This window comes from Massilia sp. UBA6681 (assembly GCF_002454935.1).
Lineage (GTDB): Bacteria > Pseudomonadota > Gammaproteobacteria > Burkholderiales > Burkholderiaceae_D > Telluria > Telluria varians.
The window spans coordinates 1-24,524 of sequence record NZ_DKJX01000098.1 but is presented as its reverse complement, the minus strand read 5'-3'; the positions used below and the strand labels follow the sequence as shown (position 1 = coordinate 24,524).

26 protein-coding genes and 1 tRNA gene are annotated in these 24,524 nt (G+C 64.9%); 8 read left to right on the top strand and 19 right to left on the bottom strand.

All coding sequences use genetic code 11. From position 1 onward, the window contains the following. Position 1: 1 nt before the first annotated feature. From B2R83_RS17995 to B2R83_RS17960, 8 genes are all read right to left on the bottom strand, one after another. Entirely contained in the window at positions 2-964 is a 963-nt protein-coding gene (locus B2R83_RS17995) for a glucokinase (RefSeq protein ID WP_292044021.1), read from the bottom strand. Then, on the bottom strand, positions 961-3,450 hold the full coding sequence (locus tag B2R83_RS17990; protein ID WP_292044020.1) for a glycoside hydrolase family 3 protein: 2,490 nt from the start codon (positions 3,448-3,450) through the stop codon (positions 961-963). The genes B2R83_RS17995 and B2R83_RS17990 overlap by 4 nt, the downstream gene beginning before the upstream one ends. A 16-nt stretch (positions 3,451-3,466) precedes the next feature. Further along, a complete protein-coding gene (locus B2R83_RS17985) occupies positions 3,467-4,846 on the bottom strand; it encodes a GH1 family beta-glucosidase (protein WP_292044019.1) in 1,380 nt (459 codons plus the stop codon). Between the two features lie 90 nt (positions 4,847-4,936). Continuing rightward, positions 4,937-5,983 carry a LacI family DNA-binding transcriptional regulator gene (locus B2R83_RS17980; protein ID WP_292044018.1) on the bottom strand — a complete coding sequence of 349 codons (1,047 nt, stop codon included), beginning with the start codon at positions 5,981-5,983 and terminating at the stop codon, positions 4,937-4,939. 77 nt (positions 5,984-6,060) lie between these two features. Next, positions 6,061-7,125: an ABC transporter ATP-binding protein gene (locus B2R83_RS17975; protein WP_292044017.1), complete on the bottom strand. Its 1,065-nt coding sequence runs from the start codon at positions 7,123-7,125 to the stop codon at positions 6,061-6,063. A gap of 6 nt (positions 7,126-7,131) precedes the next feature. Continuing rightward, positions 7,132-7,998: a carbohydrate ABC transporter permease gene (locus tag B2R83_RS17970; protein ID WP_292044206.1), complete on the bottom strand. Its 867-nt coding sequence runs from the start codon at positions 7,996-7,998 to the stop codon at positions 7,132-7,134. A 32-nt stretch (positions 7,999-8,030) separates the two neighbouring features. After that, positions 8,031-8,906: a carbohydrate ABC transporter permease gene (locus tag B2R83_RS17965; RefSeq protein WP_292044016.1), complete on the bottom strand. Its 876-nt coding sequence runs from the start codon at positions 8,904-8,906 to the stop codon at positions 8,031-8,033. Positions 8,907-8,911: 5 nt separating this feature from the next. Next, the gene (locus tag B2R83_RS17960) at positions 8,912-10,168 is read right to left on the bottom strand and encodes an ABC transporter substrate-binding protein (RefSeq protein ID WP_292044015.1); all 1,257 of its coding nucleotides are present in this window, start codon (positions 10,166-10,168) and stop codon (positions 8,912-8,914) included. Positions 10,169-10,451: 283 nt separating this feature from the next. Between B2R83_RS17960 and B2R83_RS17955 the strand changes: the two genes are divergently transcribed. Then, a complete protein-coding gene (locus tag B2R83_RS17955) occupies positions 10,452-11,660 on the top strand; it encodes a cation:proton antiporter (RefSeq protein ID WP_292044014.1) in 1,209 nt (402 codons plus the stop codon). A gap of 223 nt (positions 11,661-11,883) precedes the next feature. Beyond that, positions 11,884-12,432 (top strand): glycoside hydrolase family 104 protein, encoded by a 549-nt coding sequence (locus B2R83_RS17950; RefSeq protein WP_292044013.1) that lies wholly within the window; start codon positions 11,884-11,886, stop codon positions 12,430-12,432. 81 nt (positions 12,433-12,513) lie between these two features. Here the strand turns inward: B2R83_RS17950 and B2R83_RS17945 are convergent. From B2R83_RS17945 to petA, 6 genes are all read right to left on the bottom strand, one after another. Continuing rightward, a tRNA-Thr gene (locus tag B2R83_RS17945) sits at positions 12,514-12,589 on the bottom strand. 25 nt (positions 12,590-12,614) lie between these two features. Then, positions 12,615-13,097, bottom strand: coding sequence for a ClpXP protease specificity-enhancing factor (locus B2R83_RS17940; protein WP_292044012.1), 483 nt, complete (start codon positions 13,095-13,097; stop codon positions 12,615-12,617). 128 nt (positions 13,098-13,225) lie between these two features. Beyond that, positions 13,226-13,837: a glutathione S-transferase N-terminal domain-containing protein gene (locus tag B2R83_RS17935; protein WP_026354566.1), complete on the bottom strand. Its 612-nt coding sequence runs from the start codon at positions 13,835-13,837 to the stop codon at positions 13,226-13,228. A gap of 99 nt (positions 13,838-13,936) precedes the next feature. Next, positions 13,937-14,698: a cytochrome c1 gene (locus B2R83_RS17930; RefSeq protein ID WP_292044011.1), complete on the bottom strand. Its 762-nt coding sequence runs from the start codon at positions 14,696-14,698 to the stop codon at positions 13,937-13,939. Positions 14,699-14,720: 22 nt separating this feature from the next. Continuing rightward, entirely contained in the window at positions 14,721-16,136 is a 1,416-nt protein-coding gene (locus B2R83_RS17925) for a cytochrome b (protein WP_292044010.1), read from the bottom strand. 1 nt (position 16,137) lies between these two features. Then, entirely contained in the window at positions 16,138-16,752 is a 615-nt protein-coding gene (gene petA, locus B2R83_RS17920; protein ID WP_036205961.1) for a ubiquinol-cytochrome c reductase iron-sulfur subunit, read from the bottom strand. A gap of 228 nt (positions 16,753-16,980) precedes the next feature. Between petA and mscL the strand changes: the two genes are divergently transcribed. Genes mscL through B2R83_RS17900 form a run of 4 tightly spaced genes read left to right on the top strand, consistent with a single transcriptional unit; the run spans position 16,981 to position 19,735 of the window. Further along, entirely contained in the window at positions 16,981-17,394 is a 414-nt protein-coding gene (mscL, locus tag B2R83_RS17915; RefSeq protein ID WP_036205960.1) for a large conductance mechanosensitive channel protein MscL, read from the top strand. A 47-nt stretch (positions 17,395-17,441) separates the two neighbouring features. Next, the gene (locus B2R83_RS17910) at positions 17,442-18,617 is read left to right on the top strand and encodes a Do family serine endopeptidase (RefSeq protein ID WP_292044205.1); all 1,176 of its coding nucleotides are present in this window, start codon (positions 17,442-17,444) and stop codon (positions 18,615-18,617) included. 18 nt (positions 18,618-18,635) lie between these two features. Then, a complete protein-coding gene (locus B2R83_RS17905) occupies positions 18,636-19,349 on the top strand; it encodes a DUF2461 domain-containing protein (RefSeq protein WP_292044009.1) in 714 nt (237 codons plus the stop codon). A gap of 11 nt (positions 19,350-19,360) precedes the next feature. Beyond that, on the top strand, positions 19,361-19,735 hold the full coding sequence (locus B2R83_RS17900; RefSeq protein ID WP_036205958.1) for a cupin domain-containing protein: 375 nt from the start codon (positions 19,361-19,363) through the stop codon (positions 19,733-19,735). A gap of 153 nt (positions 19,736-19,888) precedes the next feature. Here the strand turns inward: B2R83_RS17900 and B2R83_RS17895 are convergent, their stop codons facing one another. The 5 genes from B2R83_RS17895 to B2R83_RS17875 form a co-directional block, all read right to left on the bottom strand. Beyond that, positions 19,889-20,920 carry an NAD(P)H-dependent glycerol-3-phosphate dehydrogenase gene (locus tag B2R83_RS17895; protein WP_292044008.1) on the bottom strand — a complete coding sequence of 344 codons (1,032 nt, stop codon included), beginning with the start codon at positions 20,918-20,920 and terminating at the stop codon, positions 19,889-19,891. 25 nt (positions 20,921-20,945) lie between these two features. Further along, positions 20,946-21,386 carry an SH3 domain-containing protein gene (locus B2R83_RS17890; protein WP_292044007.1) on the bottom strand — a complete coding sequence of 147 codons (441 nt, stop codon included), beginning with the start codon at positions 21,384-21,386 and terminating at the stop codon, positions 20,946-20,948. A gap of 78 nt (positions 21,387-21,464) precedes the next feature. Continuing rightward, a complete protein-coding gene (secB, locus tag B2R83_RS17885; RefSeq protein ID WP_027867490.1) occupies positions 21,465-21,923 on the bottom strand; it encodes a protein-export chaperone SecB in 459 nt (152 codons plus the stop codon). A 131-nt stretch (positions 21,924-22,054) separates the two neighbouring features. Further along, entirely contained in the window at positions 22,055-22,324 is a 270-nt protein-coding gene (gene grxC, locus B2R83_RS17880) for a glutaredoxin 3 (RefSeq protein ID WP_027867491.1), read from the bottom strand. Positions 22,325-22,344: 20 nt separating this feature from the next. Then, a complete protein-coding gene (locus tag B2R83_RS17875) occupies positions 22,345-22,746 on the bottom strand; it encodes a rhodanese-like domain-containing protein (RefSeq protein WP_292044006.1) in 402 nt (133 codons plus the stop codon). Positions 22,747-22,833: 87 nt separating this feature from the next. Here B2R83_RS17875 and gpmA point away from each other — a divergent pair, with 87 nt between their 5' ends. Next, complete coding sequence (gene gpmA / locus B2R83_RS17870) at positions 22,834-23,580, top strand: 2,3-diphosphoglycerate-dependent phosphoglycerate mutase (RefSeq protein WP_292044005.1); 747 nt, start codon at positions 22,834-22,836, stop codon at positions 23,578-23,580. A 9-nt stretch (positions 23,581-23,589) separates the two neighbouring features. Continuing rightward, a partial coding sequence (locus B2R83_RS17865) for a murein hydrolase activator EnvC family protein (RefSeq protein ID WP_292044204.1) occupies positions 23,590-24,524 on the top strand: 935 nt, incomplete at its 3' end.

The window sequence follows — 24,524 nt, the reverse complement described above, 5'->3', positions numbered from 1 at the left end:
TTTATTGCAGGGTCGCGATATGGTCCGACAGCATCGCGGATACGCCGCGCAGCGCCGGGTACTGCTCGGTAATCAGGTAGGTCGGGATGCGTGCGAGGTAAGGACTGAGACGCCCCTTGTCCTCGAAACGTGCGCGGAAAGCTGATTCGGTGAACAGTTTACCAAGCCTTGGCACGATGCCGCCACCAATATACATGCCGCCGGTCGCGCCCAGGGTCAGCGCGACGTTTCCCGCAACGCTCCCGAGCACCGCGCAGAAGATCTCGACCGTCTTGACGCAGTCGCTCGATGTGCCGTCGATCGCGGCGCCGGTGATGCTTGGGGCGTCGACGCGCTTGCCGCTCAAGGCCCAGTGGATCAGCTCCAGGCCCATGCCCGACAGCAGGCGCTCTGCCGACACGTGGCCGTATTCCCCCCACAGCGCTTCCAGGATCGCCACTTCCTCCTTCGTCGAGGGCGCAAAACTCACGTGGCCACCTTCGCCGGCGAGGGCGATCCAGCGCGTCCCCGCCGGGATCACGCCCGATACACCGAGGCCCGTGCCCGGGCCGATCAAGCCGATGGGCCGGTTCGCCAGTTCGATGCCGCCGCCGATGCGCTCACGCCCGCTTGCCGCCAGGTGCGGCAGCGACATCGCCAGCGCGGCGAAATCGTTCACCACCAGCAAGCTGGCCAGGCCTTGTTGGCGGCGCAGCTCCTCGATCGAGAAACTCCAGTGGTGGTTGGTCATGCTGACCCGGTCTTCCTCGACCGGGTTGGCGATCGCCAGCGCCGCATGGCGCACGCTGTCGACCGCGAGTCCGCGGCCGGCCGCCTTGCCGAGGTAGGCCTGCATGGCCTCGCCTAGGGTCGGATAATCGGCACAGGCCAGCACCTCGACATCGATGAAGTCCTCTCCCGACTGCAGGGCGAAGCGGGCGTTAGTGCCGCCAATGTCCGCCAGCAGCCTTGGCTCTGCGCTCATCGCAGTTCCTCGCAGCGCACCGCATCGGCTTCGCTCGCTGCGCCGCCGGCGATCTCGATGTTGGTGAAGGCGGCGGCAAAAGCGGCGTCGCTGCTGATGCTGAACGGTGTGTCCACCTTGGCCAGGTCGGTGCCCTTGGCCTGGAAGCAGGTCAGCGGAATAGCGACGGTCTGCTTGCCCTTGCCGGCCAGGCGCTTGAACAGGGCGGTGGTGTCGAGGCCGCCGGCGCCCATGCGCATCGTGACCTTGCCGCTTGGCGCGTTTGAAACGATGGTGTCGAAGCGCAGCGCCGCCCGGGTAGCGGCCGCGGCCGGCAGCACCATCGCGCGGGCACCGCGCGCCTCGACGGTGGCCGGGCCGGTCCAGGTGACCAGCTTGGCGTCCTGCTGGGTGTTCACCTGCGAAGTTTGCACGCTCACGCCCGGCAGGCTGAAGGTCGAGTTCAGGTCGGCGCCCAGCACCAGGGTTTGCCCGCCGCTGCGGATCGTCAGCGGGAAGCTGGCGCGGTCGGCCTGGCTGAACACCGGGAGGCTGTTGCTGACGCCACAGCCGCCTTGCGGATAGGCGGTGTCCAGCTTGCCGACTTTCGAGCGCGTGGCGGCCTTGAGGCCGTAGCCATAGGCGAACAGCGGCGCGTAATTCTTGTCGCCCACGTTCAAGTCGGTCTGGCAGGCCGATTTCGGCCACGAGAAGGGCAGCTTGCCGCTGAAGTCGTAACGCTTGGCGCTGGATACCAGCAGGTCCGACACGCCCTTGCCCTCGGTGCCCGGCAGCCAGGCGGCCACGAACAGGTCCGACAGGTTGAGCAGGTCGTTCACATAAAGCGGGCGGCCCGAGACGAACACGGTGACCACCGGCTTGCCCTTGCCGGCGACCGCCTGCAGCACCGCCAGGTCTTCCGGATAGCGGCTGGAATGGCGCAGGGTGCCGTTCGGACCGATGTCGCCGTCTCCTTCCGCATACGGGCGCTCGCCAATCACCGCCACCACCACGTCGAACTTCGCTATGTCAACGCCCTTGCCGTCGACGCTGAACGTGACATTGTCCTTGCCGGCCGCCTCGCGGATGCCGGCCAATACCGTGTCGCCATTCGGGAAGTCAGCATTGGTGTTGGCCGTGCCCTGCCAGGTGATCGACCAGCCGCCGCTCTGGTTCGACATGTCGTCCGCGGTCTTGCCGACCACCAGGATCTTCTTGCCGCGTGCGATCGGCAGGACTGGCTGATCGTTCTTGAGCAGCACCAGCGACTCGCGCACCGCGCGGCGCGCCAGCTCGCGCGGCTGCATGACATCGTCCTTGCCGGCGTAGGCGTTCTGCGCCGGGCTCTTGTCGAACAGGCCGGCGCGCAGCTTGACGCGGATGATGCGGCTCACGGCATCGTCGATGCGCGCCATCGGGATCTCGCCGCTTTCCACCTGCCTGATGGTGTTGGCGATAAACGCCTTCCAGTCGTCCGGCACCATGATCATGTCGTTGCCGGCATTGATCGCGGCCGCGCAGCTGTCGTTGCGGCAGCCCGGCACTTCGCCATGGCCGTTCCAGTCGGTGATGACGAAGCCGTCGAAGCCCATCTTCGTCTTCAGCACGTCGGTGAGCATGGCGCGGCTGCCGTGCATCTTGCCGTAGTTGGTGCCGCCCGCCACGTCGTTCCAGGAGTTGAACGAGGACATGACGGTTTGCACGCCCGCTTCCAGGGCCGGATAGTAGCCGGCGCCGTGGATGTTGATCATCTGCGATTTGCTGGACTTGTTGACGCCGCGGTCCTTGCCGAACTCGGTGCCGCCGTCGCCAATGAAATGCTTGGCGGTAGCGATGGTGTTGGCGTCATCCTTCAAGTTGCCCTGCATGCCGCGCACGTAGGCGCCGGCATAGCTTTTCACGATGTCCGGATTCTCGGAATAGCTCTCGTAGGTGCGTCCCCAGCGGTCGTCGCGCACCACGGCCAGGGTGGGGCCGAAGACCCAGGCGATGCCGCTGGCGCGCGTGGCTTTCGCGGTGGCCGCGCCGATTTCCTCCATCAGCTTCGGGTTGCGCGCCGCGCCCAGGCCGATGTTGTGCGGGAACAGGGTGGCGCCGAACACGTTGTTGTGGCCGTGGACGGCGTCCGTGCCCCACACGACCGGCACCTTGACCGCCATGTCGGTGGCCATCGAGGCCTCGTGGTAGCGCTGCGCCAGCGCCAGCCATTCGGCCGCCTTGGCATGCTTGTTCCCGTTCGGCCAGCTGCCGCCGCCGTTCAGCACCGAACCGAGGTAATAGCGCTTGACGTCTTCCGGCGTGGCGCTCTTGATCTCGGGCTGGGTCATCTGGCCGACCTTCTGCGCCAGGGTCATCTTGCCGACGATGTCGCGGACGCGCTGTTCGAGCGCCGCGTCCTTGCCGATGGCGCTGCGCACGGCAGACCAGTCGGTCAAGGGAGCTGCCGTGGCAGGGAGGGCCAGCGCGATGGCCAGCGCCAGTGCCGGGTTGCGAAGCATGGGTGTCATGGGGTCGTCTCGCTTGTTATGGTTTGTCTTGTTCGCCGCGCAGGAAGGAACGGTACCACTTGCCGCTGCCCTTCAGGCGGCGTTGCTGGCTTGCGTAATCGATGTGGGTGAGTCCGAAGCGCTTCAGGTAGCCCTCCGCCCATTCGAAGTTGTCGAGCAGGCTCCAGGCGAAATAGCCCTTGACCGGCACCCCGTCCCTGATGGCCGCGTTCAAGGCGGCCAGGTGGCGCATCAGGTAGTGGCGGCGCTCGACGTCGTCGATCTCGCCGTCGGCGCCCACCTCGTCGGCATAGCAGGAGCCGTTCTCGGTGATGTACATCGGGCCCGGATGGTAGTCCTTCTCGATGCGCAGCAGGAGTTCGGCCAGGCCCTGCGGCGCCACTTCCCAGCCCATGTAGGTGGTCTCGACGCCGGGGGCGGGCGGCAGCACGCGCGCCGACAGGGGGCCATGGCCCGGGGCGTGCTGGATGGTCTCGGGGAAGTAGTAGTTCACGCCGAGGAAGTCGGTCGGCACCGCAATGGCCTCGAGGTCGCCCGGCAGCACGACGGGGGCGGCATCGCCGATCGCTTCCAGGATCGCCTGCGGGTAGCCGTGGCCGTAGAGCGGATCGAGGAACCAGCGGTAGCGCAGGCCGTCGTGGCGTTCGGTGGCGGCGATGTCCTCAGGCTGGCTGGAAGCCGGGCGCACCGGATGCAGGCTCAGGGCCAGGCCGGCCTTGGCATTGCGGACGTTGGCGCGGATCAGCGGCACCGCCTTGCCGTGCGAGAGCAGCACGTGGTGCGCCACCTGCAGCGCGGTCTTGAAATCGGTATTGCCCGGCGCATGCCAGCCTTCGTAGTTGCCGATGATGGCCGTGCACCAGGGTTCGTTGTGGGTGATCCAGTGCTGGACGCGGTCGCCCAGGCGGCGCGTCATCGCATCGACGAAGGCGAGATAGGCGTCGACGGTGGCGCGATTGTTCCAGCCCCCGCGGTCCTGCAGGTACTGCGGCAGGTCCCAGTGGTAGAGCGTGGCCCAAGGCTGCAGGCCGCGTTCCAGCATGCCGTCCACCAGGCGCGAATAGAAATCCAGGCCCTTTTCGTTGGGCTTGCCGCCCACCTCGGAGAAGATGCGCGGCCAGGCGATCGAGAAGCGGTAGGCGTTCAGTCCCATGTCGCGGCCGATGTCGAAATCTTCCGGCCAGCGGTGGTAGTGGTCGCAGGCGACCGAGCCGTTGGAGCCGTCCTTGATTCTACCCGGCGTGGCGGCGAAACGGTCCCAGATCGATTCGACCCGGCCGTCTTCCTGGCCGGCGCCTTCGATCTGGTACGACGAGGTGGCGCAGCCCCACAAGAAGTCGGGGGCGAAATCGCCGCGCGATGGGGCGCTCGGCTCGGGACGGGATGCTTTTGTCATGGTCTGGTCTGGTTGAGCTTGTTACGCTAGGATATTTGGAAAGCTTTCCAATTGCAATCTAAAAAAAAGGCCGACGGGCGGCCCTCCCTCTTATTTCTTTCTGCTGCGCGTGCGTCCGGCCGCGCTTTCGCTCGGCCCTTTGGCCAGCGAGGCGCGCAGCGTCACGCTCACCGGGAAGGTGCGCGTCACCGGGCGGTGCAGGTCGTAGCAGCGGTTGAGCAGGGCGTTCAGGCCATTGAGCGTCATCTCGCGCCAGGGCATGTGCACCGAGGTCAGGCGCGGGGCCGAGAACGCGGCGCTCGGGGTGTCGTCGTAGCCGATCACCGACAGGTCGCGCGGCACGCTGATGCCGGCTTCCTGGAAGTAGGCCAGCGCGCCTACCGCCATCTCGTCGTTGGCGCAAAACAGGGCGGTGCATTTGGTGCCGGAATCGACCAGCGCCTTGGTCGCCGACCAGCCGCCCTGGGGCGAGAAGTCGCTTTCCATCATCCAGACCTTCTTGGTGTCGATGCCCTCGGCCTGCAGCTCGCGCATGAAGCCGTCGATGCGGGCCACGTTGTCGGCCAGCGCCGACGGGCCGGCAATCACGGCGATATCGCGGTGCTTGTAGTCGAGCAGGGTGCGCGCGGCCAGGCGCCCGCCCAGCACGTGGTCGACCGTGAAGCACTGCTCGGGAATCTGCTTGAACTCGTGGTTCAGCGCGACGATCTGCTTCTGCTTGCCGCCCAGGTTGGCCAGGTCCTCGTCGCTGAGGGCGCTAGTCATCATGACGATGCCGTCGCAGCCGCGCTCGACCAGGAACTCGATGCCCTCGATGGCCTGGCGCCGCGCGTCGCCGAGGCCGACGCCGAAGGCCACCACCATGTGCAGGCCGGCGGCGCGCAATTCGGTGTCGATGATCTGCAGGATCGGGGTGTAGAAGGTGCCGCTCAGGACCGGGATGTAAACGCCGACCATCCGGCTGGTGCCGGACAGCAGGGCGCGCGCCGCGTGCGAGGGACGAAAGCCCAGCTCGTCGATCGCCTTGCGCACGCGTTCCAGCGTGGCCGGCGACACCGAGCCCTTGCCGCTGACCACGCGCGAGGCGGTGCCGAGGCCGACGCCGGCGAGACGCGCTACGTCCTTGATGGTTGCCACTGAGAATCCCTATCTGCTTGTTTAGTTATTCGATAAACACCGAAGCATACTGCATTCGTCGAGCGCTGGCACCTGTCTTAAAGGCGCTTGCCGCTGCTTGGGTCGAACAACGAGACCCGCGCCGCGTCGATGTCGAAGCGCACCGCCTGCCCGGTGGCCAGCGGCCGCGGGTCGTGCGCGATGCTCGAGAGCTGGTGGCCGCCGCAGTCCAGCCAGACGACCTGGTGGTTGCCCATCGGCTCGACCAGCGTGACCGTGGCCTGCAGCGGGCCATCTGGAATCAGGTGGATGTCTTCCGGCCGCACCGCCAGCGTCACCGCGCCCGATGGTGCGACGCAGTCCGGCGCCAGGTTCAGCGTCAATGCACCGACGCTGAAGCGGCGCTGCACATCCAGCTCTCCCTCGAGCCGGCCGTCGACGAAGTTCATCGACGGCGAGCCGAGGAAGCCCGCCACGAAACGGTTGGCCGGACGCCCGTAGACTTCGCTCGGCGTACCGATCTGCTGGATGCGGCCGCCCTGCATCACGACGATGCGGGTGGCCAGGGTCATCGCCTCGGCCTGGTCGTGGGTCACGTAGATCATGGTCGAACCGAGCGCCTGGTGCAGCATCTTGAGTTCGCGGCGCAGTTCCGCGCGCAGCTTGGCGTCCAGGTTCGAGAGCGGCTCGTCGAACAGGTAGACCCCGGCTTCGCGCACCAGGGCGCGGCCGATCGCCACGCGCTGGCGCTGGCCACCCGAGAGCTGGGCAGGTTTGCGGTCCAGCAGCGACTCCAGTTGCAGCATCGCGGCCGCCTTCTGCACGCGGCGCCCGATCTCGGCCTTGGGTGCGCCGGAGATGCGCAGGCCGAAGGACATGTTCTTCTCGACCGTCATGGTCGGGTACAGCGCATAGGACTGGAATACCATGCCGATCCCTCTTTCACTCGGATCGGCATGGCTCATGTCGCGCCCGCCGATCTCGATCGAGCCCTCGACCAGGTCGATCAGGCCGGCGATGCTGTGCAGCAGGGTGGACTTGCCGCAGCCGGAAGGCCCGAGCAGGACCAGGAACTCGCCCGGCTCGACCTGCAGGTCGAGGTCGCGGATGACCTGGTTGCTGCCGCGGGTGATGCACAGCTTGCGGAGGTGGACGTTCGACATGCTCGTTTATCCTTTGACGGCGCCGGCGGCGATGCCGCGCACGAACCAGCGTCCCGAGATGAAATAGATCGCCAGCGGCAGCGCGGCCGTCAGCATGGTCGCGGCCATGTTGACGTTGTACAGGCGGGTGCCGGTGGTGGTGTTGATCACGTTATTCAGCTGCACCGTCATCGGCGCATTGTCGCGGCCCGCGAACACCAGGCCGAGGATGTAGTCGTTCCACACGCCGGTGACCTGCATGATGGCGGCGACCACCACGATGGGAAGCGACATCGGCAGCATCACCTGCAGGAAGATACGCCAGAAGCCGCCGCCGTCGATGCGCGCGGCCTGGAACAGCTCGTGCGGCACCGAGGCGTAGTAATTCCGGAACAGCAGGGTCATGATCGGCATGCCGAAGATGACGTGCACCAGCACGATGGCCGGCAGCGAACCGAACACGCCGGCGCGCGCCATCATCCACACCAGCGGATAGATCATCACCTGCACCGGAATGAAGGCGCCGGCCAGCAGCACCCCGAACAGGACATTGGCGCCGCGCGGCTTCCAGAACGACAGCGCGTAGCCGTTGATGGCGCCCAGCAGGATCGGGATGACGGTGCTGGGCACCGTGATCGCCACCGAATTCCAGAAGCCGCCGCTGACCTGGCTCCAGGCGTTCTTCCACGGCTCCACGGTGGCCAGGAGGGGCAGGGCAAACACGTTGCCGTTCCTGATCTCGTCCATCGACTTGAAGGAGGTGATGATCATGACGTACAGCGGCAGCAGGAAGTACAGCGCGGCGCTGAAGAGGAAGGCGTAGACGCCGATGCGCGCCGGCGACAGGCGCTTGCGGCGCGCGGCTGGGGCGGTTTTCACGGGTTCGAGCGGCATCACGGGAACGGCCGGCTGCAGGGTAGTGGAGCTCATGCGCGTTTCCTCCGGCTGCGTGCGTAGGCATAGGGCGCCAGCAGGGCCAGCACCGGGATCAGCAGGGTGACGGCGCCGGCCGAGGCCAGGCCGATGTTCGAACGCAGGAACAAATGGTCCATGATGAACTTGGCCGGCACTTCGCTGGCAGTGCCCGGGCCGCCGCCGGTCATGGCCACCACCGCGTCGTACAGTTTCACGACGGCGGTGCACAGCAGCAGGAACACGGTGGCAACCGTCGGCCCCAGCATCGGCAGCACGATCTGCAGGTAGACGCGCCAGGCCGGAATGCCGTCCAGGCGCGCCGCCTTGTAGATCTCCGGATCGATGCCGCGCAGGCCGGCCAGCATCATCGCCATCACCAGGCCCGAGGCCTGCCAGACGGCGGCGATGACGATGGTGTAGATGACCATCTCCTGGTCGATGATCCAGTCGAAGCTGAAACCGGGGAATCCCAGCTGGCGCACCGCGCCCTCGATGCCGGCGCCGGGCGCCAGCATCCACTGCCACACCAGGCCGGTGGCGACGAAGGACATCGCATACGGATACAGGAAGACCGTGCGCAGGAAACCTTCGCCGCTGACGTTCTGGTCGATGAAGGCCGCCAGCAGGAAGCCGAGCACCATGCAGGCGACGATGAACAGCGCGCCATAGACGGCCAGGTTGTTCAGCGAGATCAGCCAGCGCTCGTTGTCGAACAGGCGCACATACTGGGCGGCGCCGATGAAGTTATCCGACGGGAAGGTGCGCGAGGCCGTGAAAGAGGTGCGCAGGGTCCACAGCGCCGCGCCGACGTAGGCGACCAGCACCGTCAGCGCCATCGGCAGCAGGGCAATGTGGGGACTGATTCTATGGGCGCGGAGAAGGAGCATGGCGATCAGTATTTGAGGGCGTTGGCGATGCTCTTCTGGGCGCGTTCGACCGGCATATTGGTGTTCCAGTAGGCGGTCAGGACGTCCTGCATGGCGCCGTTCTGGTCCGGCGTCAGGTAGACCTCGGTGACGCCGGCCTGGCGCGCGCGGTCTTTCATGATCTCGATGCCCTTCTGCGCGCACAGGTCGAGTCCTGTCGCATCGGCATCGGTATGCACCGGGATCGAGCCTTTCAGCTTGCTGAAACCCACTTGCAGGCCGGGTTGCGACACCACGTTGGCGAGTAGCTGCTGCGCCTTGACGGCCTGGCCCTTGTCGGTGCGCGGGAAGACGAACACGTCGCCCTGGATCAGGTAGGGCGTGGCCGGGGTGAAACCGGCCATGCAGCCGTAGTGCTGGCCCGCGACCTGGCCTGCGTTGGTGAACTCGCCCTTGGCCCAGTCGCCCATCACCTGGAAGCCCGCCTTGCCACTGATGACCAGGGCGGTGGCGTCGTTCCAGTTGCGCCCCGGCGATCCTGCATCGACATAGGATTTCAGGCGTTTGAAGGCCAGCAGCACCTGGCGGAACTGCGGCGAGAGCAGGGTGGCCTGGTCGCGGTCGCGGATGGCCTTGAGGTACAGCTCCTTGCCGCCCATGTTGGCCAGGATCGCCGAGAACAGCACGGTCTCCTGCCAGGACTGGCCGCCGTGGGCGAGCGGGATGATGCCGGCGGCCTTGAGCTTGTCGAGCGCGTCGAAGAATTCGCTCATGCTGCCCGGCTCCTTCGCGATGCCGGCCTTTTTGAACGCGGCCTGCGAATACCAGAACCAGGTCTGCATGTGGATGTTCAGCGGCACCGCGTAGTAGTGTCCCTGCACCTTGATCACGTCGATGATCGGGGTGGGCAGCATCTGGTCCCAGTTCTGGGCGCGCGCGACGGCGTCGACGTTGTTCAGCATCCCCGCTTCGATCACGTCGAGGAACTGCTTGGAGGTGTTGAACTGGGCCGCGGTAGGCGGGTTGCCGCCGACGATGCGGTTGATGGTCACGGCACGGGACTGGTCGCCGCCGGCGATCGCGGTGTCGATCCACACGCCGCCGGCATCGCGGTAGGCCTGGGCGACCTGCTTGACCGCGGCCGATTCGCCGCCCGAGGTCCACCAGTGGATGACTTCCGCCCTGGGACCGGCGGCTACCGACGCGGCATGCGCCGGCGCGGCAGGCGTCATGGCAGCGGCGAGCCATGCGCAGGCCGTCGCCAAGGTGCGTGGTGTGAACATCGTGTCTCCGTTATGTGCCGTTTTTTTGGTAAAGTTGGAAACGTTACCACTGGCTTTGCCCGACTATAGCACCGGGTGAAATCGGGGTCAAACAAATATTGCAATCAGGATTCTGGCACATTTTCAATGTCGCCAAGATAAGAAAAGATGCGCAAAAAATAGGCGACACCCCATGTCCCCGCAGCCGAATGGTGTGGTATCGTTTCCAGTCGTTGCCTGCGTTCAGCACACTACAATGTCCGCCTTGCGCAATGCAAGAGACAAGGACAGGCCTGGAGAGACCATGAATACCACCGAGATTTTCCTGATCGCGATGCTGCTCATTTTCGTTGCACCCTACCTGGTGTGGCGGCTTGGCAAGACCGATTATTTCGCGCCGCTGGCTGTCGTCCAGATCATCATGGGCATCCTGCTGGGACCCGGCATCCTGGGTGCGGTCTATCCCGAGTACCACCGCTTCGTCTTCAACCCGGACGTGGTGAAGACGCTGAACGGCATTGCCTGGTGGGGCGTGATGCTGTTCGTGATGCTGGCCGGGATCGAGCTCGACCTGAAGAAGGTGTGGCGGTACCGCCGCGAGAGCGTGACCACGGCCGGCCTGTCGCTGAGCGTGCCGCTGTTGTTCGGCTGCGGCGCAGCCCTGCTGCTGCTCGCCTACGAAGGCTGGATCGGTCCCAGCGGCGCCCCCTGGCAGTTCGTGCTGGGCATTGGCATGGCCTGCGCGGTGACGGCGCTGCCGGTGCTGGTGCTCCTGATGGAAAAGCTCGACATCCTGCGCCAGCCGATGGGCCAGCGCATCCTGCGCTATGCGAGCCTGGACGACGTCGCCATCTGGGGCGTGCTGGCGCTGATCATGCTGGACTGGGAACGCGTGGGGCGCCAGCTCGGCTTCCTGCTGGCCTTCGGCGTGCTGACCATCCTGTTCCGGCGGCTGATGCTGCGCCTGCCCGCAAGGGACCGCTGGTATGTCGCCCTGATCTGGCTGATCGCCTGCAGCCTCGGCGCCGACTGGGCCGGCCTGCACTACATGGTGGGCGCTTTCCTGGCCGGCGTGGTGATGGATGCGGACTGGTTCGAGCAGGAGAAACTGGACGCGCTGTTCAAGAACGTGCTGCTGGTCTTGATGCCGGTGTTCTTCCTGAGCACCGGCCTGCGCACGAAGTGGGACGTGGGCAGTTATCCGGTGTTCTTCGTGGCCGGGCTGCTGCTGCTGGCCTCGGTGGGCGGCAAGCTCGCCGGCGCGCACGTCGCCGGCCGGGCGCTGGGCTGGAAAAAGGGCGAGGCCTCCATCATCGGATGGCTGCTGCAGACCAAGGGCCTGATCGAGATCATCTTCGCCAACATCCTGCTCGACAAGCAGATCATCACCAGCGAGACCTTTACCGCGCTGCTCCTGATGGCGGTGGCCAGCACGATGCTGACGATCCCGATCGTTCATCCGAAGCTGAGCCGGGTACAGAACAGGGGATTGGTCGAACAGGCCAGTTCCTGATGCGAGAGGCCGCCGATCCGGCGGCCTTGTTCTTTCCAGGCGGCTGAAATTTCCTGCCAGATTCTTGTGCCAGGCTGCAAGGTGTTTGCGCAAGGAATGTGGGTGCGACGCGAGGCCTGTCTGCGCTCCCTCAACTGCCGGGCACGCTCCTTTCCTATGATGAGTTCAGAGCCGGTGACCACGCACGGCGCCGGCGCTTGCGAGCACTCCTTGGGAGGAAATCATGTCCATCTCAAAAAGCACGGCGACGCTGGACGCGGCACCCCGGTCCTCGTCGCGCGCTGCAGCGCTCCTGGCGGAGAACGAGGAGCACCTGACCCATCCGAACGTCGCCGCCTTCCTGAAGGCGATCGCGGCAGCCGAAGGCGGCGGCTATGATTTCCGGTATGGCGCGCTGAAGGGAAGGGCGGACGATCGCTGGCGCTTCACCGACATGTCGACCCATCCGGGCCCGGGCATCGGCGGCAAGTCCACCGCGGCCGGGATGTACCAGATCACCCGTCCTACCTGGCAGCATCATGGCGCCAAGCTCGGACTACGGGATTTTTCGCCGCGTACGCAAGACCTGATTGCGGTGGAGATCCTGCGCAGCCTGGGTGTGATCGACGCGATCAAGGAAGGCAGGATCGCCGAGGCGATGCCCAAGGTTGCGCGCATCTGGGCCGCCCTGCCGAAAGGGCCTGGGCAGCGCAACCACTACCCACCCCAGCGTTACGTCGGCTTCGACGCCTTCCTCGGCAGTTATCGCGCTGCCGGTGGAGAAACCGCTTGAATGACGGGCCAGCCGCACCTTGTCCTGCGCTCAGAAAGCAAAAAGCCCAGTCAAAAGGCTGGGCTCAATGCTTGAAGATACTGGTGCCGACTGCAGGACTCGAACCCGCCACCTGATGATTACAAATCAACTGCTCTACCTGATGAGCTAAGTCGGCTTAATCTTGGAACAACGATTATACGCTATTTGATGCGTGTCAACGTTGGACGCCCACCCTTCTTGGGCGGCTCGTCGTCATCGCTCGGCGTGGAAGCGGTTTCAGCCGCCGGCGTTTCCGCCTGCTTGCCCGGCACCGCCGACAGCGACGGCGCAGCCGCTTCCTCGGCAGACGGCGGCGCCATCTCGGACGCAGTCACGTTCACCTCGAACGCCATCCCCTGGCCGTTCTCGTTGGCGTAGATCGCCAACACGTTCTGCACCGGAATGTACAGCTCGCGCGAGACGCCATTGAAGCGCGCCCGGAAGTGGATCGCGTCGTTGTCCATCTTCAGGCCCGAGGTGGCGCCGTAGCTGATGTTCAGGATGATCTCGCCTTTGCGGACGTATTCCATCGGCACCGTCGTGGCGGCGTCGACCTTGACCGCGAGGTAGGGCGTGTAGCCGCTGTCCGTGCACCATTCGTAGATGGCGCGCAGCAGGTAGGGCTTGGTGGAGATCTCTGACATGGATGTGATAAAAAAAGCTATACCTGACCGCGCCAGTTTACCGGATTCGCCTGGGCGGCGTCCGAAACCGGCGCGTATCGAATCGAGCGACGCTCAATGCGGGCACGAAGACGCACCCGCAGTGAACATCAGCGGCGCATCACCTTCTCGGACGGCGTCAGCGCCTCGATGTAGGCCGGACGCGAGAAGATGCGCTCGGCGTACTTCATCAGCGGGGCCGCGGTCTTCGACAGCTCGATGCCGTAGTGGTCCAGGCGCCAGAGCAGCGGGGCGATCGCGACGTCCAGCATCGAGAACTCGTCGCCCAGCATGTACTTGTTCTTCAGGAACAGCGGGGCCAACGTGGTCAGGCGGTCGCGGATTTCCGAACGGGCCTTGTCGTGGCTCTTGTCGTTCGTCTTGTTGCGCTCGCTTTCCAGCGTGTGCACGTGGACGAACAGTTCCTTCTCGAAGTTGAACAGCATCAGGCGGGCACGGGCGCGCATCAGCGGGTCGGCCGGCATCAGCTGCGGGTGCGGGAAGCGCTCGTCGATGTACTCGTTGATGATGTTCGACTCATACAGGATCAGTTCGCGCTCGACCAGGATCGGCACCTGGCCGTAGGGGTTCATGGTCGAAATGTCTTCCGGCTTGTTGAACAGGTCGACGTCGCGCACCTCGAAGTCCATGCCCTTTTCGAACAGGACCAGGCGGCAGCGTTGGGAGAACGGGCACGTGGTGCCGGAGTAGAGAACCATCATGGTTTATAGTTCCTTAAGAAACAATGGGGTGAAGCGCCTAGCGATTCACCCCGAAAAATGATTGCCCGTATTATAGCCAACCGGGCAATGAAAGCGAATTTACTTCACTTCTTTCCAGTAGGATTTGTTTAAAAGCCAAGATAGGAAGGCAAATCCTGTCATGAACAGCAACACGATAACCCCCAACTTCTTGCGCGTGTCTTGCGCTGGCTCAGCCATCCACACCAGGTAGGCAACCAGGTCGGCGGTGGCGGTGTCGAACTCCTGCTGGGTCATCGTGCCCGGTTGTACCGCTTCGAAACCGACGAACTTGTGCAGGGTCTTGCCGGCTTCGTGCGGGTCAGGCACGTCCTGGAACTTCGCCTGGCGCACGCCCTGTTCCTGCCACATCACGTGCGGCATGGCCACGTTCGGCACCACCATGTTGTTCCAGCCGGTCGGGCGGGTGTCGTCCTTGTAGAAGGTGCGCAGGTAGGTGTACAGGTAGTCCGCGCCGGTGCCCGAGGGCGAGGCCTTGGCGCGCGCCATCACCGACAAATCCGGCGGCACGGCGCCGAACCAGGCCTTGGCGTCGTCCGGGCGCATGGCCGTGGTCATCATGCCGCCAACCTTGTCTTGTGAAAACAACAGATTGTTCTTGATCTGCTCTTCGGTCAGGCCGATGTCGCGTAGGCGGTTGTAGCGCATGGCGGACGCCGAGTGGCAGTTCAGGCAGTGGTTCACGAACAGCTTGGCGCCGTTCTGCAGCGACGAAAGGTCGCTGCGCTCCGGTGCCGGCTCGAGCGGGAAGCCGCCTTCTGCGGCGAATGCCAGTCCCGGCACCAGGGCCAGGACCGCGATCAGTTTCTTCGCAAATTTCATGTGTCTGTCCTTTGGTCCGTGATTAGTGTGCCGAGTAGGTCAGGCGATTCGGGACCGGCTTGAACCGGCCCATCGTGCTCCACCACGGCATCAACAGGAAGAACGCAAAGTACAGCAGGGTCGCCACTTGCGAGATGATGGTGTAGGCCGGCGTCGGCAGCTGGGTGCCCAGGTAGCCCAGGGTCACGAAGCACAGGCCGAACAGGATGTACACGTACTTGTGCCAGTCCGGACGGTAGCGGATCGAGCGCGCCGGCGAGTGGTCGAGCCACGGCAGGAAGGCGATGATCACCACCGACGAACCGAACAGCACCACGCCCCAGAACTTCGCATCCAGCACCTGCGGCAGCATGCCGACGATCAGGACCAGGCCGATCACGGCCACGGCGATCTTGGTCTTGTAGGCCAGGCGCGACTTGAGCCAGATGAACACGACGTAGGCGGCAATCGCGGCCATCAGCACGTACATGAAGTCGGCGGTGGTGGCGCGCAGCACCGAGTAGAACGGCGTGAAGTACCAGGTCGGCGCGATGTGCGGCGGGGTCTTCATCGGGTCGGCCGGCAGGAAGTTGTTGTACTCCAGGAAGTAGCCGCCCATTTCAGGCGCGAAGAACACGACCGCCGAGAAGATGGTCAGGAACACCGCCACGCCGAAGAAGTCCTTGGTCGAGTAGTAGGGGTGCGAGGGGATGCCGTCCACAGGATGGCCGTCCGCGTCCAGGTTGTCCTTGATCTCGATGCCGTCCGGGTTGTTCGAGCCGACTTCGTGCAGCGCGATCAGGTGCGCCGCCACCAGGCCCAGGATCACCAGCGGCAGGGCGATGACGTGGAAGGCGAAGAAGCGGTTCAGGGTGGCGTCCGACACGACGTAGTCGCCGCGGATCCACAGCGACAGGTCCGGGCCGATGACCGGGATCGCGCCGAACAGGTTGACGATCACCTGGGCGCCCCAGTACGACATCTGGCCCCACGGCAGCAGGTAGCCGAAGAAGGCTTCGGCCATCAGGCACAGGAAGATGCCGAAGCCGAACAGCCAGATCAGCTCGCGCGGCTTGCGGTAGGAGCCGTACATCAGGCCGCGCGCCATGTGCAGGTAGACCACGATGAAGAACATCGAGGCGCCGGTGGAGTGCATGTAGCGCACCAGCCAGCCCCAGGGCACTTCGCGCATGATGTATTCGACCGAGCCGAAGGCCAGGTTGGCGTCCGGCTTGTAGTGCATGGTCAGGAAGATGCCGGTGACGATCTGCAGCACCAGCACCAGCATGGCCAGCGAACCGAACAGGTACCAGACGTTGAAGTTCTTCGGCGCGTAGTACTTGCCCCACTGGTCGTTCCACAGCTTCGACAGCGGGAAGCGGTCGTCGACCCAGGCCAGTGCCCTGGTGCCTGCGCCCGCGTTGGCCGGGACTTGGGTTTCTTTGAATGGGCCGCCCATGTTATGCCTCGCCTTTCTCGTCTTTGCCGATGATCAGCTTGTTATCGGAGAGGTACATGTACGGCGGGACGTCCATGTTGGTCGGCGCCGGCTTGTTGCGGAAGACGCGCGCCGACAGGTCGAAGGTCGAGCCGTGGCAGGGGCACAGGAAGCCGCCCGGCCAGTTGTCGGGCAGATTCGGCTGGGGGCCGGACGCGAGGCGCGAGGAGGGCGAGCAGCCGAGGTGGGAGCAGATGCCGACCGTGACCAGCACTTCCTTGTGGTCTTCGCGCGCGCGCCAGGGGTTCCTGGCGTATTCGGGCGTGGGCAGCTGGTATTCTTTTTCGGAGTTGGGGTCGGCCAGTTCGGCCGTGTCCTTCTCGAGGGTGGCCATCATCTCCGGGGTGCGGCGCAGGATCCAGACCGGCTTGCCGCGCCATTCGACCACCTTCATATCGCCTGGCTTGACGTCGGAGATGTCGACCTCGACCGGGGCGCCGGCGGCTTTCGCCCGCTCCGACGGCTGGAAGGTACTCACAAGAACGCCCGCCGTGGACACCCCGACGACGCCACCAGCAGCGCATGTCGCGACGAGCAGTCCGCGTCGGCCTGAATCGACCTGCTTTTCAATACTCATACCAACCCCACTCCGTGAAAATACGAATCTTAAGAATCAATAAAGAGCTTCCAGCAACACAAAATTATATGTGAACGGCAATACCGATTGGAAAAAAATTATCAAGCGGACACATCCGCGTGGAATTGACCCTCCTGTTAGACCACAAAGCTGCGTGTGCATCCGTAGCATTGTCGCTTGGGGTATCATGAAATCGCATGACTCAATAACAACCTAAGGGGAACAAACATGTCAATGATGGGAGAGTTCAAAACCTTCGCCATGCGCGGCAACGTCGTCGATCTTGCGGTCGGCGTGATCATCGGCGGCGCCTTCGGCCGCATCGTCGATTCGCTGGTGAAGGATGTCATCATGCCGCCGATCAGTATGTTGTTCGGCGGCCTCGATTTCTCGAATTACTACCTGCCCCTGAATGGCCAGGACACCGCGCTGCCGCTGGCCGAGGCCCAAAAGGCGGGCGCCGTGCTCGCCTACGGCAACTTCCTCACCATTCTGCTGAACTTCATCCTGCTCGCCTTTGTCATCTTCCAGATGGTGCGCGTCGTGAACCGCCTGCGTGGCCCGGTCGAGGCGCCGACGCCGGCCGAGAAGGAAGAGATCCTGCTGCTGCGCGACATCCGCGACTCCCTGAAGAAGCCCTGAGAAAGCAAGCCATGAGCGACAGCGTCCATGAACTCAAGCCGCCGGGCATGCGCCCGCGGCGCCAGCCGGGAGCGTTCAGGCGCTTCTGGCTGCTGTTCGCGCAGGCCGTCACGGTCGCGCTGGCGCTGTATTTCGTGGTCGCCGCCATGCGGCCGGACTGGCTGGAGCGCGCGCCCTCGCGGGTGGCGCTCGGCCCGGCCGGCCAGCAGGTGCCGGTGCTGCAGGGGGCCAGCGTGCCGGCCAGCGGCAGCTACCGCGAGGCGGCCGGGCGCGCCATGCCGGCCGTCGTCAACATCCTCACCAGCAAGGCCACGCGCGAGACGCATCCGCTGCTCAAGGACCCCTTCTTCCGCCGCTTCTTCGGCGACCGGATGCCGCCCGACGAGCAGCTGGCCAGCCTCGGCTCGGGCGTGATCGTCAGCGGCGACGGCTACATCCTGACCAACAACCACGTGATCGAAGGCGCCGACGTCATCGAGGTCGGCCTGGCGGACGGGCGCAAGGCGGCGGCGCGCGTGGTCGGTACCGATCCGGAGACCGACCTGGCCGTGATCCGCATTGCGGAGCGCAAGCTGCCCGTGATGGTGCTGGGCGATCCGGAAGGCGCGCGGGTGGGCGACGTGGTGCTGGCCATCGGCAATCCGTTCGGGGTCGGCCAGACCGTCACCCTCGGTATCATCTCTGCGCTGGGGCGCAACAACCTGCACATCAACCACTTCGAGAATTTCATCCAGACCGACGCCGCGATCAACTTCGGCAACTCGGGCGGGGCGCTGGTCGACACCAACGGCCAGCTGCTCGGGATTAACTCGGCCATCTATTCGCAGACCGGCGGCTCGGTCGGCATCGGCTTCGCCATCCCGGTCAGCACCGCCAAGATGGTGCTGGACTCGATCGTCAAGCATGGCCAGGTGGTGCGCGGCTGGATCGGCATCGAATCGCAGGACATCACGCCCGAACTGGCCGAAAGCTTCGGCCTGGGGCGCTCGAGCGGCGCCATCATCGCCGGCGTGGTGCGCGGCGGCCCGGCCGACCGTGCCGGTATGCGTCCCGGAGACATCCTGGTCGCGGTCGGCGGCAAGGACGTGGCCAACACCAGCGAGATGCTCAACCTGATCGCCCAGCTCGAGCCGGGCGAAAAGGCGCCGCTGCGCATCCTGCGCAAGAACCGCGAGTCCACGCTCGACGTCACCGTCGGCAAGCGTCCGCGCCAGCCCCAGTAAACTTTTTCGGACCTCTTCATGCACCTGCGTGACCTGACGCAATTCTTAAGCGAGCTCAGCGAGAACAACAACCGTCCCTGGTTCCTCTGGAACAAACCACGCTACGACATCCTGCGGGCCGAATTCCTGCAAGTGGTCACCGAATTGATCCATGAATTAGGCGCGTTCGACAAGGGGGTGGCCGCCTGCGATCCCAAGAAGGCGCTGTTCCGCATCCACCGCGACGTGCGCTTCGCCAAGGACAAGCGGCCCTACAAAACCCATTTCTCGGCCGGCATCGCGCCGCTCAACAAGCGCCGTCCGAGTGCGGCGGGCGGCCCGACCTATTACTTCCACATCGAGGCCAACGGCAACCTGCTGTTCGGCGCGGGCGAATACCTGCCGCCGGCGCACCGCCTGAAGGCGATCCGCCAGCACGTGGTCAACGATGCGACAGGCTTCAGCAAAATGTTGAAGAATAAGCATCTCCGCGCGACCTATGGCGACCTGCAGTTCGAAGACGTCCTGCAGCGGCCCCCGAAAGGCGTCGACCCGAACCACCCGCTGGTCGAGTACCTGAAGCTGAAGAGCTATTTCGTCTGGGTCGAGGTACCGCTGCTGCTCAACTCACCCGAGTTGCTGGTGCCGCAGCTGGCGAGCGGAATGAAGGATGCGTTCCCGCTGGTGACCTGGCTGCGAGGTGTACCAGATGAGGTGCCGGAGCTGCGGGAAGAACAGGAACCAAGCGAATAAGGAGGGCGACCATGGCCTTGCAACATGCAGTTTCGGGCGAGCGCATCGTATTACAGCGCGGCGACGACGACATCGCCCATTTCACGTCGATTGCGCTCATCAAGACCGAGCACATGGAACTGATCCGGCTGGTGCTGCCGAAGGAAAAACCGATGCCGGAGCACCGGGTCGAGGGCGAGATGACCCTGGTGTGCCTGGAAGGAGAAATCGCCTTCGACGCACACGGGCGCACCACGATCCTGCGGCCGAACGAGATGGTGTATCTGGCGGGCGGGGAGCCGCACGCGATCCGCGCCAACAAGGATGCGGTGGCCTTGATGACCATCCTGCTGGGGCCGGTGCGGACGGGTGGGCCGACGAATGATCCGCGTGGGTCGGGGAACTGATGCGTTAGCGTTACGCGAAGGAATTGGGTCCCGGCCTGCGCCGGGACGACGTTGATTCAGTGTGCGGTAACGACAGTGTTGTTGGTACCCATAGCTTCAAAACCGTCGTACCGGCGAAGGCCGGTACCCAATTTTGCCTGAGCAGCCACTAACTCACGCCAACTCATCCCGCGGATCCCGCGCCAGCAACCTCTGCGCCATCTCCGTCGCATTCACGCCATCGAACAGCACCGCGGCCACCGCCTCGGTAATCGGCATCTCCACGCCCAGCCTGCGCGACAGTTCGCGCACCGCCTTCGCGCACGGCACGCCTTCCGCCACGTGCCCCAGTTCGGCCACGATGGTGTCCAGCTGCTTGCCCTGGGCCAGCGCCAGCCCGACGCGCCGGTTGCGCGACAGGTCGCCGGTGCAGGTCAGGATCAGGTCGCCCATGCCGGCGAGGCCCATGAAGGTGCCGGCCTGCGCGCCCAGGTGCACGCCCAGGCGGGTGATCTCGGCCAGGCCGCGGGTGATCAGGGCCGCGCGGGCGTTCAGGCCCAGTCCCAGGCCGTCCGAGACCCCGGTGGCGATCGCCATCACGTTCTTGACCGCGCCGCCCACTTCCACGCCGACCATGTCGTCGCAGGCGTAGACCCGCATGTTGTCGGCGTGCGCCGCGGCGACCACGCGCTCGCGCAGCGGCGCCGAGGTCGAGGCCACAGTCAGGGCGCAGGGCAGAACGCGCGCCACTTCCTGGGCAAAGGAGGGACCGGACAGCGCCGCTGCCGGCACGCTGTCGCCCAGCACCTCGGCCACCACCTGGTGCGGCAGCAGGCCGGTGCCGGCTTCGAAGCCCTTGCACAGCCAGACCACGTTCGGAATGGCGCGGCCCTTCAGCTGCCCCAGCAGGGGGCGCAGGCCGGCCACCGGGCAGGCCAGGATCAGCAGCGGTGCTTCGTCAGCCGAGGCGCCGGCCACGTGGGCCAGCGCGGCCTCGAAGTCGGCGCTCACGCGCAAGGAGGAAGGCAGCGGGTAACCGGGCAGGTAATGCAGGTTCTCGCGCGCTGCCTGGGTTTCGGCCATCTGCTCGGGATTGCGGCCCCACAGCAGCACGTCGTGACGGGCGGCCAGGGCGATGGCCACGGCCGTGCCCCAGGCGCCGGCGCCCAGGACGGTGATCTTGTAGGGAGTTTTCTGTTGTTGCATGCGCATTAGTTAAAACTGCGGGGCATCACAGGCCCCAGACGTCGTTCGCACGGACATAGCCGTCGATGCCGTCACGGTGGCGAATCCGGATCCAGGTGAGGGCGGTCGGGTCGACCAGTTCGAGCAGGACGCCCCTGTCGGCCGTCATCAGGACCTGGCTGGTCTCGTCGGGGCCGGCGAATACCTTGGCCCCGGGCGTGCGAACCACGAGGTTGCGGCGCGGGCTCAGGCCCTTGGCTTCGGTCCAGGCCAGGTCGCCGTTGGCGTCGCGGACCTTGAACCACTCTGCGTAGCTCGACACCACCTGCAGCGGCATGCCGCGCGGGGCGATGTACATCCTGGCGCCCTTGGTGCTCGGGGTGTCGTACAGGATCACCGGGGCCGCGCCCACGCTCTTGAAGTCGAAGGCGAATGCGGACGGTGCCGCCAACAGGAGCACGCTTGCAAGGAGACGGGATGGAATCATGGCGGGCCGAAGGACGAAGTGACCGGGGCGCCGGAGGCACGGACACCGCAAGCAGCGGCGCCCGTGGATGGGAACAACTTATTGTGCCGGGGTGGTAGCGGCCTGGGCCATTGCCTGCTGGCGCTGCTGGTAGAAGGCTTCGAAGTTGATCTCGGCCAGGTGCACCGGCGGGAAGCCTGCACGGCTGATCACGTCAGCGATGTTGGCGCGCAGGTACGGGTAGACGATGTTCGGGCAGCCGATGCCCAGCAGCGGATCCATCTGGTCAGCCGGGATGTTGCGGGCTTCGAAGATGCCTGCCTGCTTGCCTTCGACCAGGAAAGCGACCTTGTCCTTCAGCTTGGCGGTGACGGTGATGGTCACGGTCGATTCGTAGATGCCTTCGGCGATCGACTCGGCGCCGACGTCCAGCGACACTTCGATGGTCGGGGCTTCCTGCTCGAGGAAGATCGACGGGGAATTCGGTTGTTCCAGCGACATGTCTTTCAGGTAGACGCGTTGGATTTGGAATACTGGTTGCAGGTTTTCGTCGGACATGGAACGCTTTCGTTTTAAATGATGGTGGACGGACGCGCCGTCCCGGTACTTTGGTCAAACGCGAGGGTAATTGTATCAAAATCAATTCTGATGCAATACCCCCAGCGCCCCGGACCCCAAAGCCCGTCAAATCAAGCTTGCTGACCCTTCAGCAGCGGATCCAGGCGGCCTGCTTGCTCGAGTGCGTACAGGTCGTCGAAGCCGCCGACGTGGGTGTCGCCCACGTAGATTTGCGGCACGGTGCGGCGGCCGGTGCGCTGCATCATGATCTGGCGCTGCTCCGGATCGAGGTCGATGCGGATGCGTTCGATGTCGGTCACGCCCTTGGCTTCGAGCAGGCGCTCGGCGCGGACGCAGTAGGGGCAGCTGGCAGTGTGGTAGAGAACGACGTGTGCGGTCATGATGCTTCCTTTCCCATAAATTATTTAGTCACCGGCAAGCCGGCCGCGATCCATGCCGCCTGGCCGCCTTCGAGCGCATGCGCGTCCTCGAAGCCTGCCGCCGCTAGCAGTCGCGCCGCCTTGTCGGCGCGGGCGCCGGTCTGGCAGACGACGATCACGGTGCGGTTCTTCGACTTCTCCAGCTCGCCGATCCGCTTGCCCAAGTCTGCCAGCGGGATGTGTTTCGCGTCGCGCAGGTGGCTGGCGGCATATTCCTCGGCAGTCCTCACGTCGAGCACGAGGCTCTTGCCGCGGTTGATCATCTGCGTGGCCTGCAGCGGGGTGACGCGCTTGCCGCGCGGGCCCAGGGCCGGCCAGAGCAGGGCGCCGCCGGAAATCACGGCGATCGCTACGATGAAGATATTATCGAGAATGAAATTCACAAGGGTTCCGTTGGTTGAACTGAATCGGCGCATTATAAAATAGATGCTGGACCGGATTTCAATTGCATTTTTTCTTGAGAAGAGCTTATGTACAAAATCGTATTCATGCGCCACGGCGAATCCACCTGGAACCTGGAAAACCGCTTCACCGGCTGGACCGACGTCGACCTGACCGAAAAAGGCATCAACGAAGCCAGGAGCGCCGGCCGCGTGCTCAAGGAAGCCGGTTTCACCTTCGACGTGGCCTACACCTCGGTGCTCAAGCGTGCGATCCGCACCCTGTGGCTGGCGCTGGACGAGATGGACATGATGTACCTGCCGGTGAAGAACGACTGGCGCCTGAACGAGCGCCACTACGGCGCCCTGCAGGGCCTGGACAAGGGCGAGACCGCCGCAAAATTCGGCGACGAGCAGGTGCTGGTCTGGCGCCGCAGCTACGACACCCCGCCGCCGGCGCTGGAAGAAAACGATCCGCGTACCTCCTTCAATGACCCGCGCTACGCGGCCCTGGCGAAAGAGCAGATCCCGCTGACCGAATGCCTGAAGGACACCGTGGCGCGCGTGATGCCGTGCTGGGACGAGGAAATCGCCCCGGCCATCCGCGCCGGCAAGAAGATCCTGATCTCGGCCCACGGCAACAGCCTGCGCGCCATCATCAAGATGCTGGACAACATCAGCGACACCGACATCGTCGGCCTGAACATCCCGAACGGCCAGCCGCTGGTGTATGAACTGGATGCGGACCTGAAGCCGATCAAGCACTACTACCTGGGCGACCAGGAAGCGATCGCCGCCGCCGTGGCGGCCGTGGCCAGCCAAGGGAAGGCGAAATAAGTCTTGCGTTTGCCATTCACGAAGTTCGCCGGCAGCGCGCTCCTGGGCGCGCTGCTGGCCGTCGCCCTGCTTGAACCCGCTTTTGCCCAACGCCAGACCGAACGCAGCCGCCAGAAGCTGACTGCGGAGAAGCAGCGCACCGGTATCCAGCAGAAGCTGGAAGCGATCAAGCGCGACATCGCCCGCACCGAGGACGCGCGGGCCGACGCCGCCGACGAGCTGGCGGCGTCCGAGGCCGCCATCTCCGACGCCAACCGCGCCTTGCGCGACCTGGCCGAGGAACAGGACGCAACCAGCACGCGCCTGAATGAGCTGTCGAAACAGGGTGAAGGCTTGCAGCAAACAATTGTTAATCAAAAGAAACAATTGTCACAACTGCTGCGCGAACACTACGTGGCCGGCAACGAAGACCGGATCAAGCTCCTTCTGTCTGGCGACAACCCGAACCGCATCAACCGCGACCTGCAGATGATGGCCTATGTGTCGCAGGCCCAGGCAAAACTGCTGGACTCGCTGCGTGCCAACCTGGCCGAAGTCGAGGCCAACCGCGACAAGGTCGAGAACGCCCAGCTGGAGCTGCAGGAAATCGCCGGCGAGCAGCAGGAACAGAAGGCAACGCTGGAAAAGGAAAAGGCCAAGCGCGCCGGCTTGCTGCAGAACCTGTCGACCAAGCTGGCCGACCAGCGCAAGCAGGCCGACCGCCTGCAGCGCGACGAACAGCGCATGACCGAGCTGGTGGACCGCCTGTCGCGCCTGATCCGCGAGCAGGCCGAGGCCGAACGGCGCCGCCAGGCCGCCCTGGCCGCGGCCAAGGCCAAGGCTGAAGCGGAAGCGAAGGCGCGCGCCCTGGCCCGCGCCAAGGCCGCCGCCGAGCGGGCCGAGCGCGAGCGCATCGCACGCCAGAGCGGCAAGCCGGCGCCCAAGCCGGAGCTCGAGCCGCCGCC

Excerpts from the sequence above, each read along its gene's own strand:
- B2R83_RS17960 (WP_292044015.1), bottom strand. The coding sequence starts at position 10,168 with ATGTTCACACCACGCACCTTGGCGACGGCCTGCGCATGGCTCGCCGCT.
- B2R83_RS17985 (WP_292044019.1), bottom strand. The coding sequence starts at position 4,846 with ATGACAAAAGCATCCCGTCCCGAGCCGAGCGCCCCATCGCGCGGCGAT.
- B2R83_RS17890 (WP_292044007.1), bottom strand. The coding sequence starts at position 21,386 with ATGATTCCATCCCGTCTCCTTGCAAGCGTGCTCCTGTTGGCGGCACCG.
- B2R83_RS17965 (WP_292044016.1), bottom strand. The coding sequence starts at position 8,906 with ATGCTCCTTCTCCGCGCCCATAGAATCAGTCCCCACATTGCCCTGCTG.
- B2R83_RS17995 (WP_292044021.1), bottom strand. The coding sequence starts at position 964 with ATGAGCGCAGAGCCAAGGCTGCTGGCGGACATTGGCGGCACTAACGCC.
- B2R83_RS17940 (WP_292044012.1), bottom strand. The coding sequence starts at position 13,097 with ATGTCAGAGATCTCCACCAAGCCCTACCTGCTGCGCGCCATCTACGAA.
- B2R83_RS17975 (WP_292044017.1), bottom strand. The coding sequence starts at position 7,125 with ATGTCGAACGTCCACCTCCGCAAGCTGTGCATCACCCGCGGCAGCAAC.
- B2R83_RS17905 (WP_292044009.1), top strand. The coding sequence starts at position 18,636 with ATGCACCTGCGTGACCTGACGCAATTCTTAAGCGAGCTCAGCGAGAAC.
- B2R83_RS17930 (WP_292044011.1), bottom strand. The coding sequence starts at position 14,698 with ATGAAATTTGCGAAGAAACTGATCGCGGTCCTGGCCCTGGTGCCGGGA.
- B2R83_RS17900 (WP_036205958.1), top strand. The coding sequence starts at position 19,361 with ATGGCCTTGCAACATGCAGTTTCGGGCGAGCGCATCGTATTACAGCGC.
- B2R83_RS17950 (WP_292044013.1), top strand. The coding sequence starts at position 11,884 with ATGTCCATCTCAAAAAGCACGGCGACGCTGGACGCGGCACCCCGGTCC.
- petA (WP_036205961.1), bottom strand. The coding sequence starts at position 16,752 with ATGAGTATTGAAAAGCAGGTCGATTCAGGCCGACGCGGACTGCTCGTC.
- B2R83_RS17925 (WP_292044010.1), bottom strand. The coding sequence starts at position 16,136 with ATGGGCGGCCCATTCAAAGAAACCCAAGTCCCGGCCAACGCGGGCGCA.
- B2R83_RS17990 (WP_292044020.1), bottom strand. The coding sequence starts at position 3,450 with ATGACACCCATGCTTCGCAACCCGGCACTGGCGCTGGCCATCGCGCTG.
- B2R83_RS17895 (WP_292044008.1), bottom strand. The coding sequence starts at position 20,920 with ATGCAACAACAGAAAACTCCCTACAAGATCACCGTCCTGGGCGCCGGC.
- B2R83_RS17935 (WP_026354566.1), bottom strand. The coding sequence starts at position 13,837 with ATGATGGTTCTCTACTCCGGCACCACGTGCCCGTTCTCCCAACGCTGC.
- secB (WP_027867490.1), bottom strand. The coding sequence starts at position 21,923 with ATGTCCGACGAAAACCTGCAACCAGTATTCCAAATCCAACGCGTCTAC.
- grxC (WP_027867491.1), bottom strand. The coding sequence starts at position 22,324 with ATGACCGCACACGTCGTTCTCTACCACACTGCCAGCTGCCCCTACTGC.
- B2R83_RS17955 (WP_292044014.1), top strand. The coding sequence starts at position 10,452 with ATGAATACCACCGAGATTTTCCTGATCGCGATGCTGCTCATTTTCGTT.
- gpmA (WP_292044005.1), top strand. The coding sequence starts at position 22,834 with ATGTACAAAATCGTATTCATGCGCCACGGCGAATCCACCTGGAACCTG.
- B2R83_RS17910 (WP_292044205.1), top strand. The coding sequence starts at position 17,442 with ATGCGCCCGCGGCGCCAGCCGGGAGCGTTCAGGCGCTTCTGGCTGCTG.
- mscL (WP_036205960.1), top strand. The coding sequence starts at position 16,981 with ATGTCAATGATGGGAGAGTTCAAAACCTTCGCCATGCGCGGCAACGTC.
- B2R83_RS17970 (WP_292044206.1), bottom strand. The coding sequence starts at position 7,998 with ATGCCGCTCGAACCCGTGAAAACCGCCCCAGCCGCGCGCCGCAAGCGC.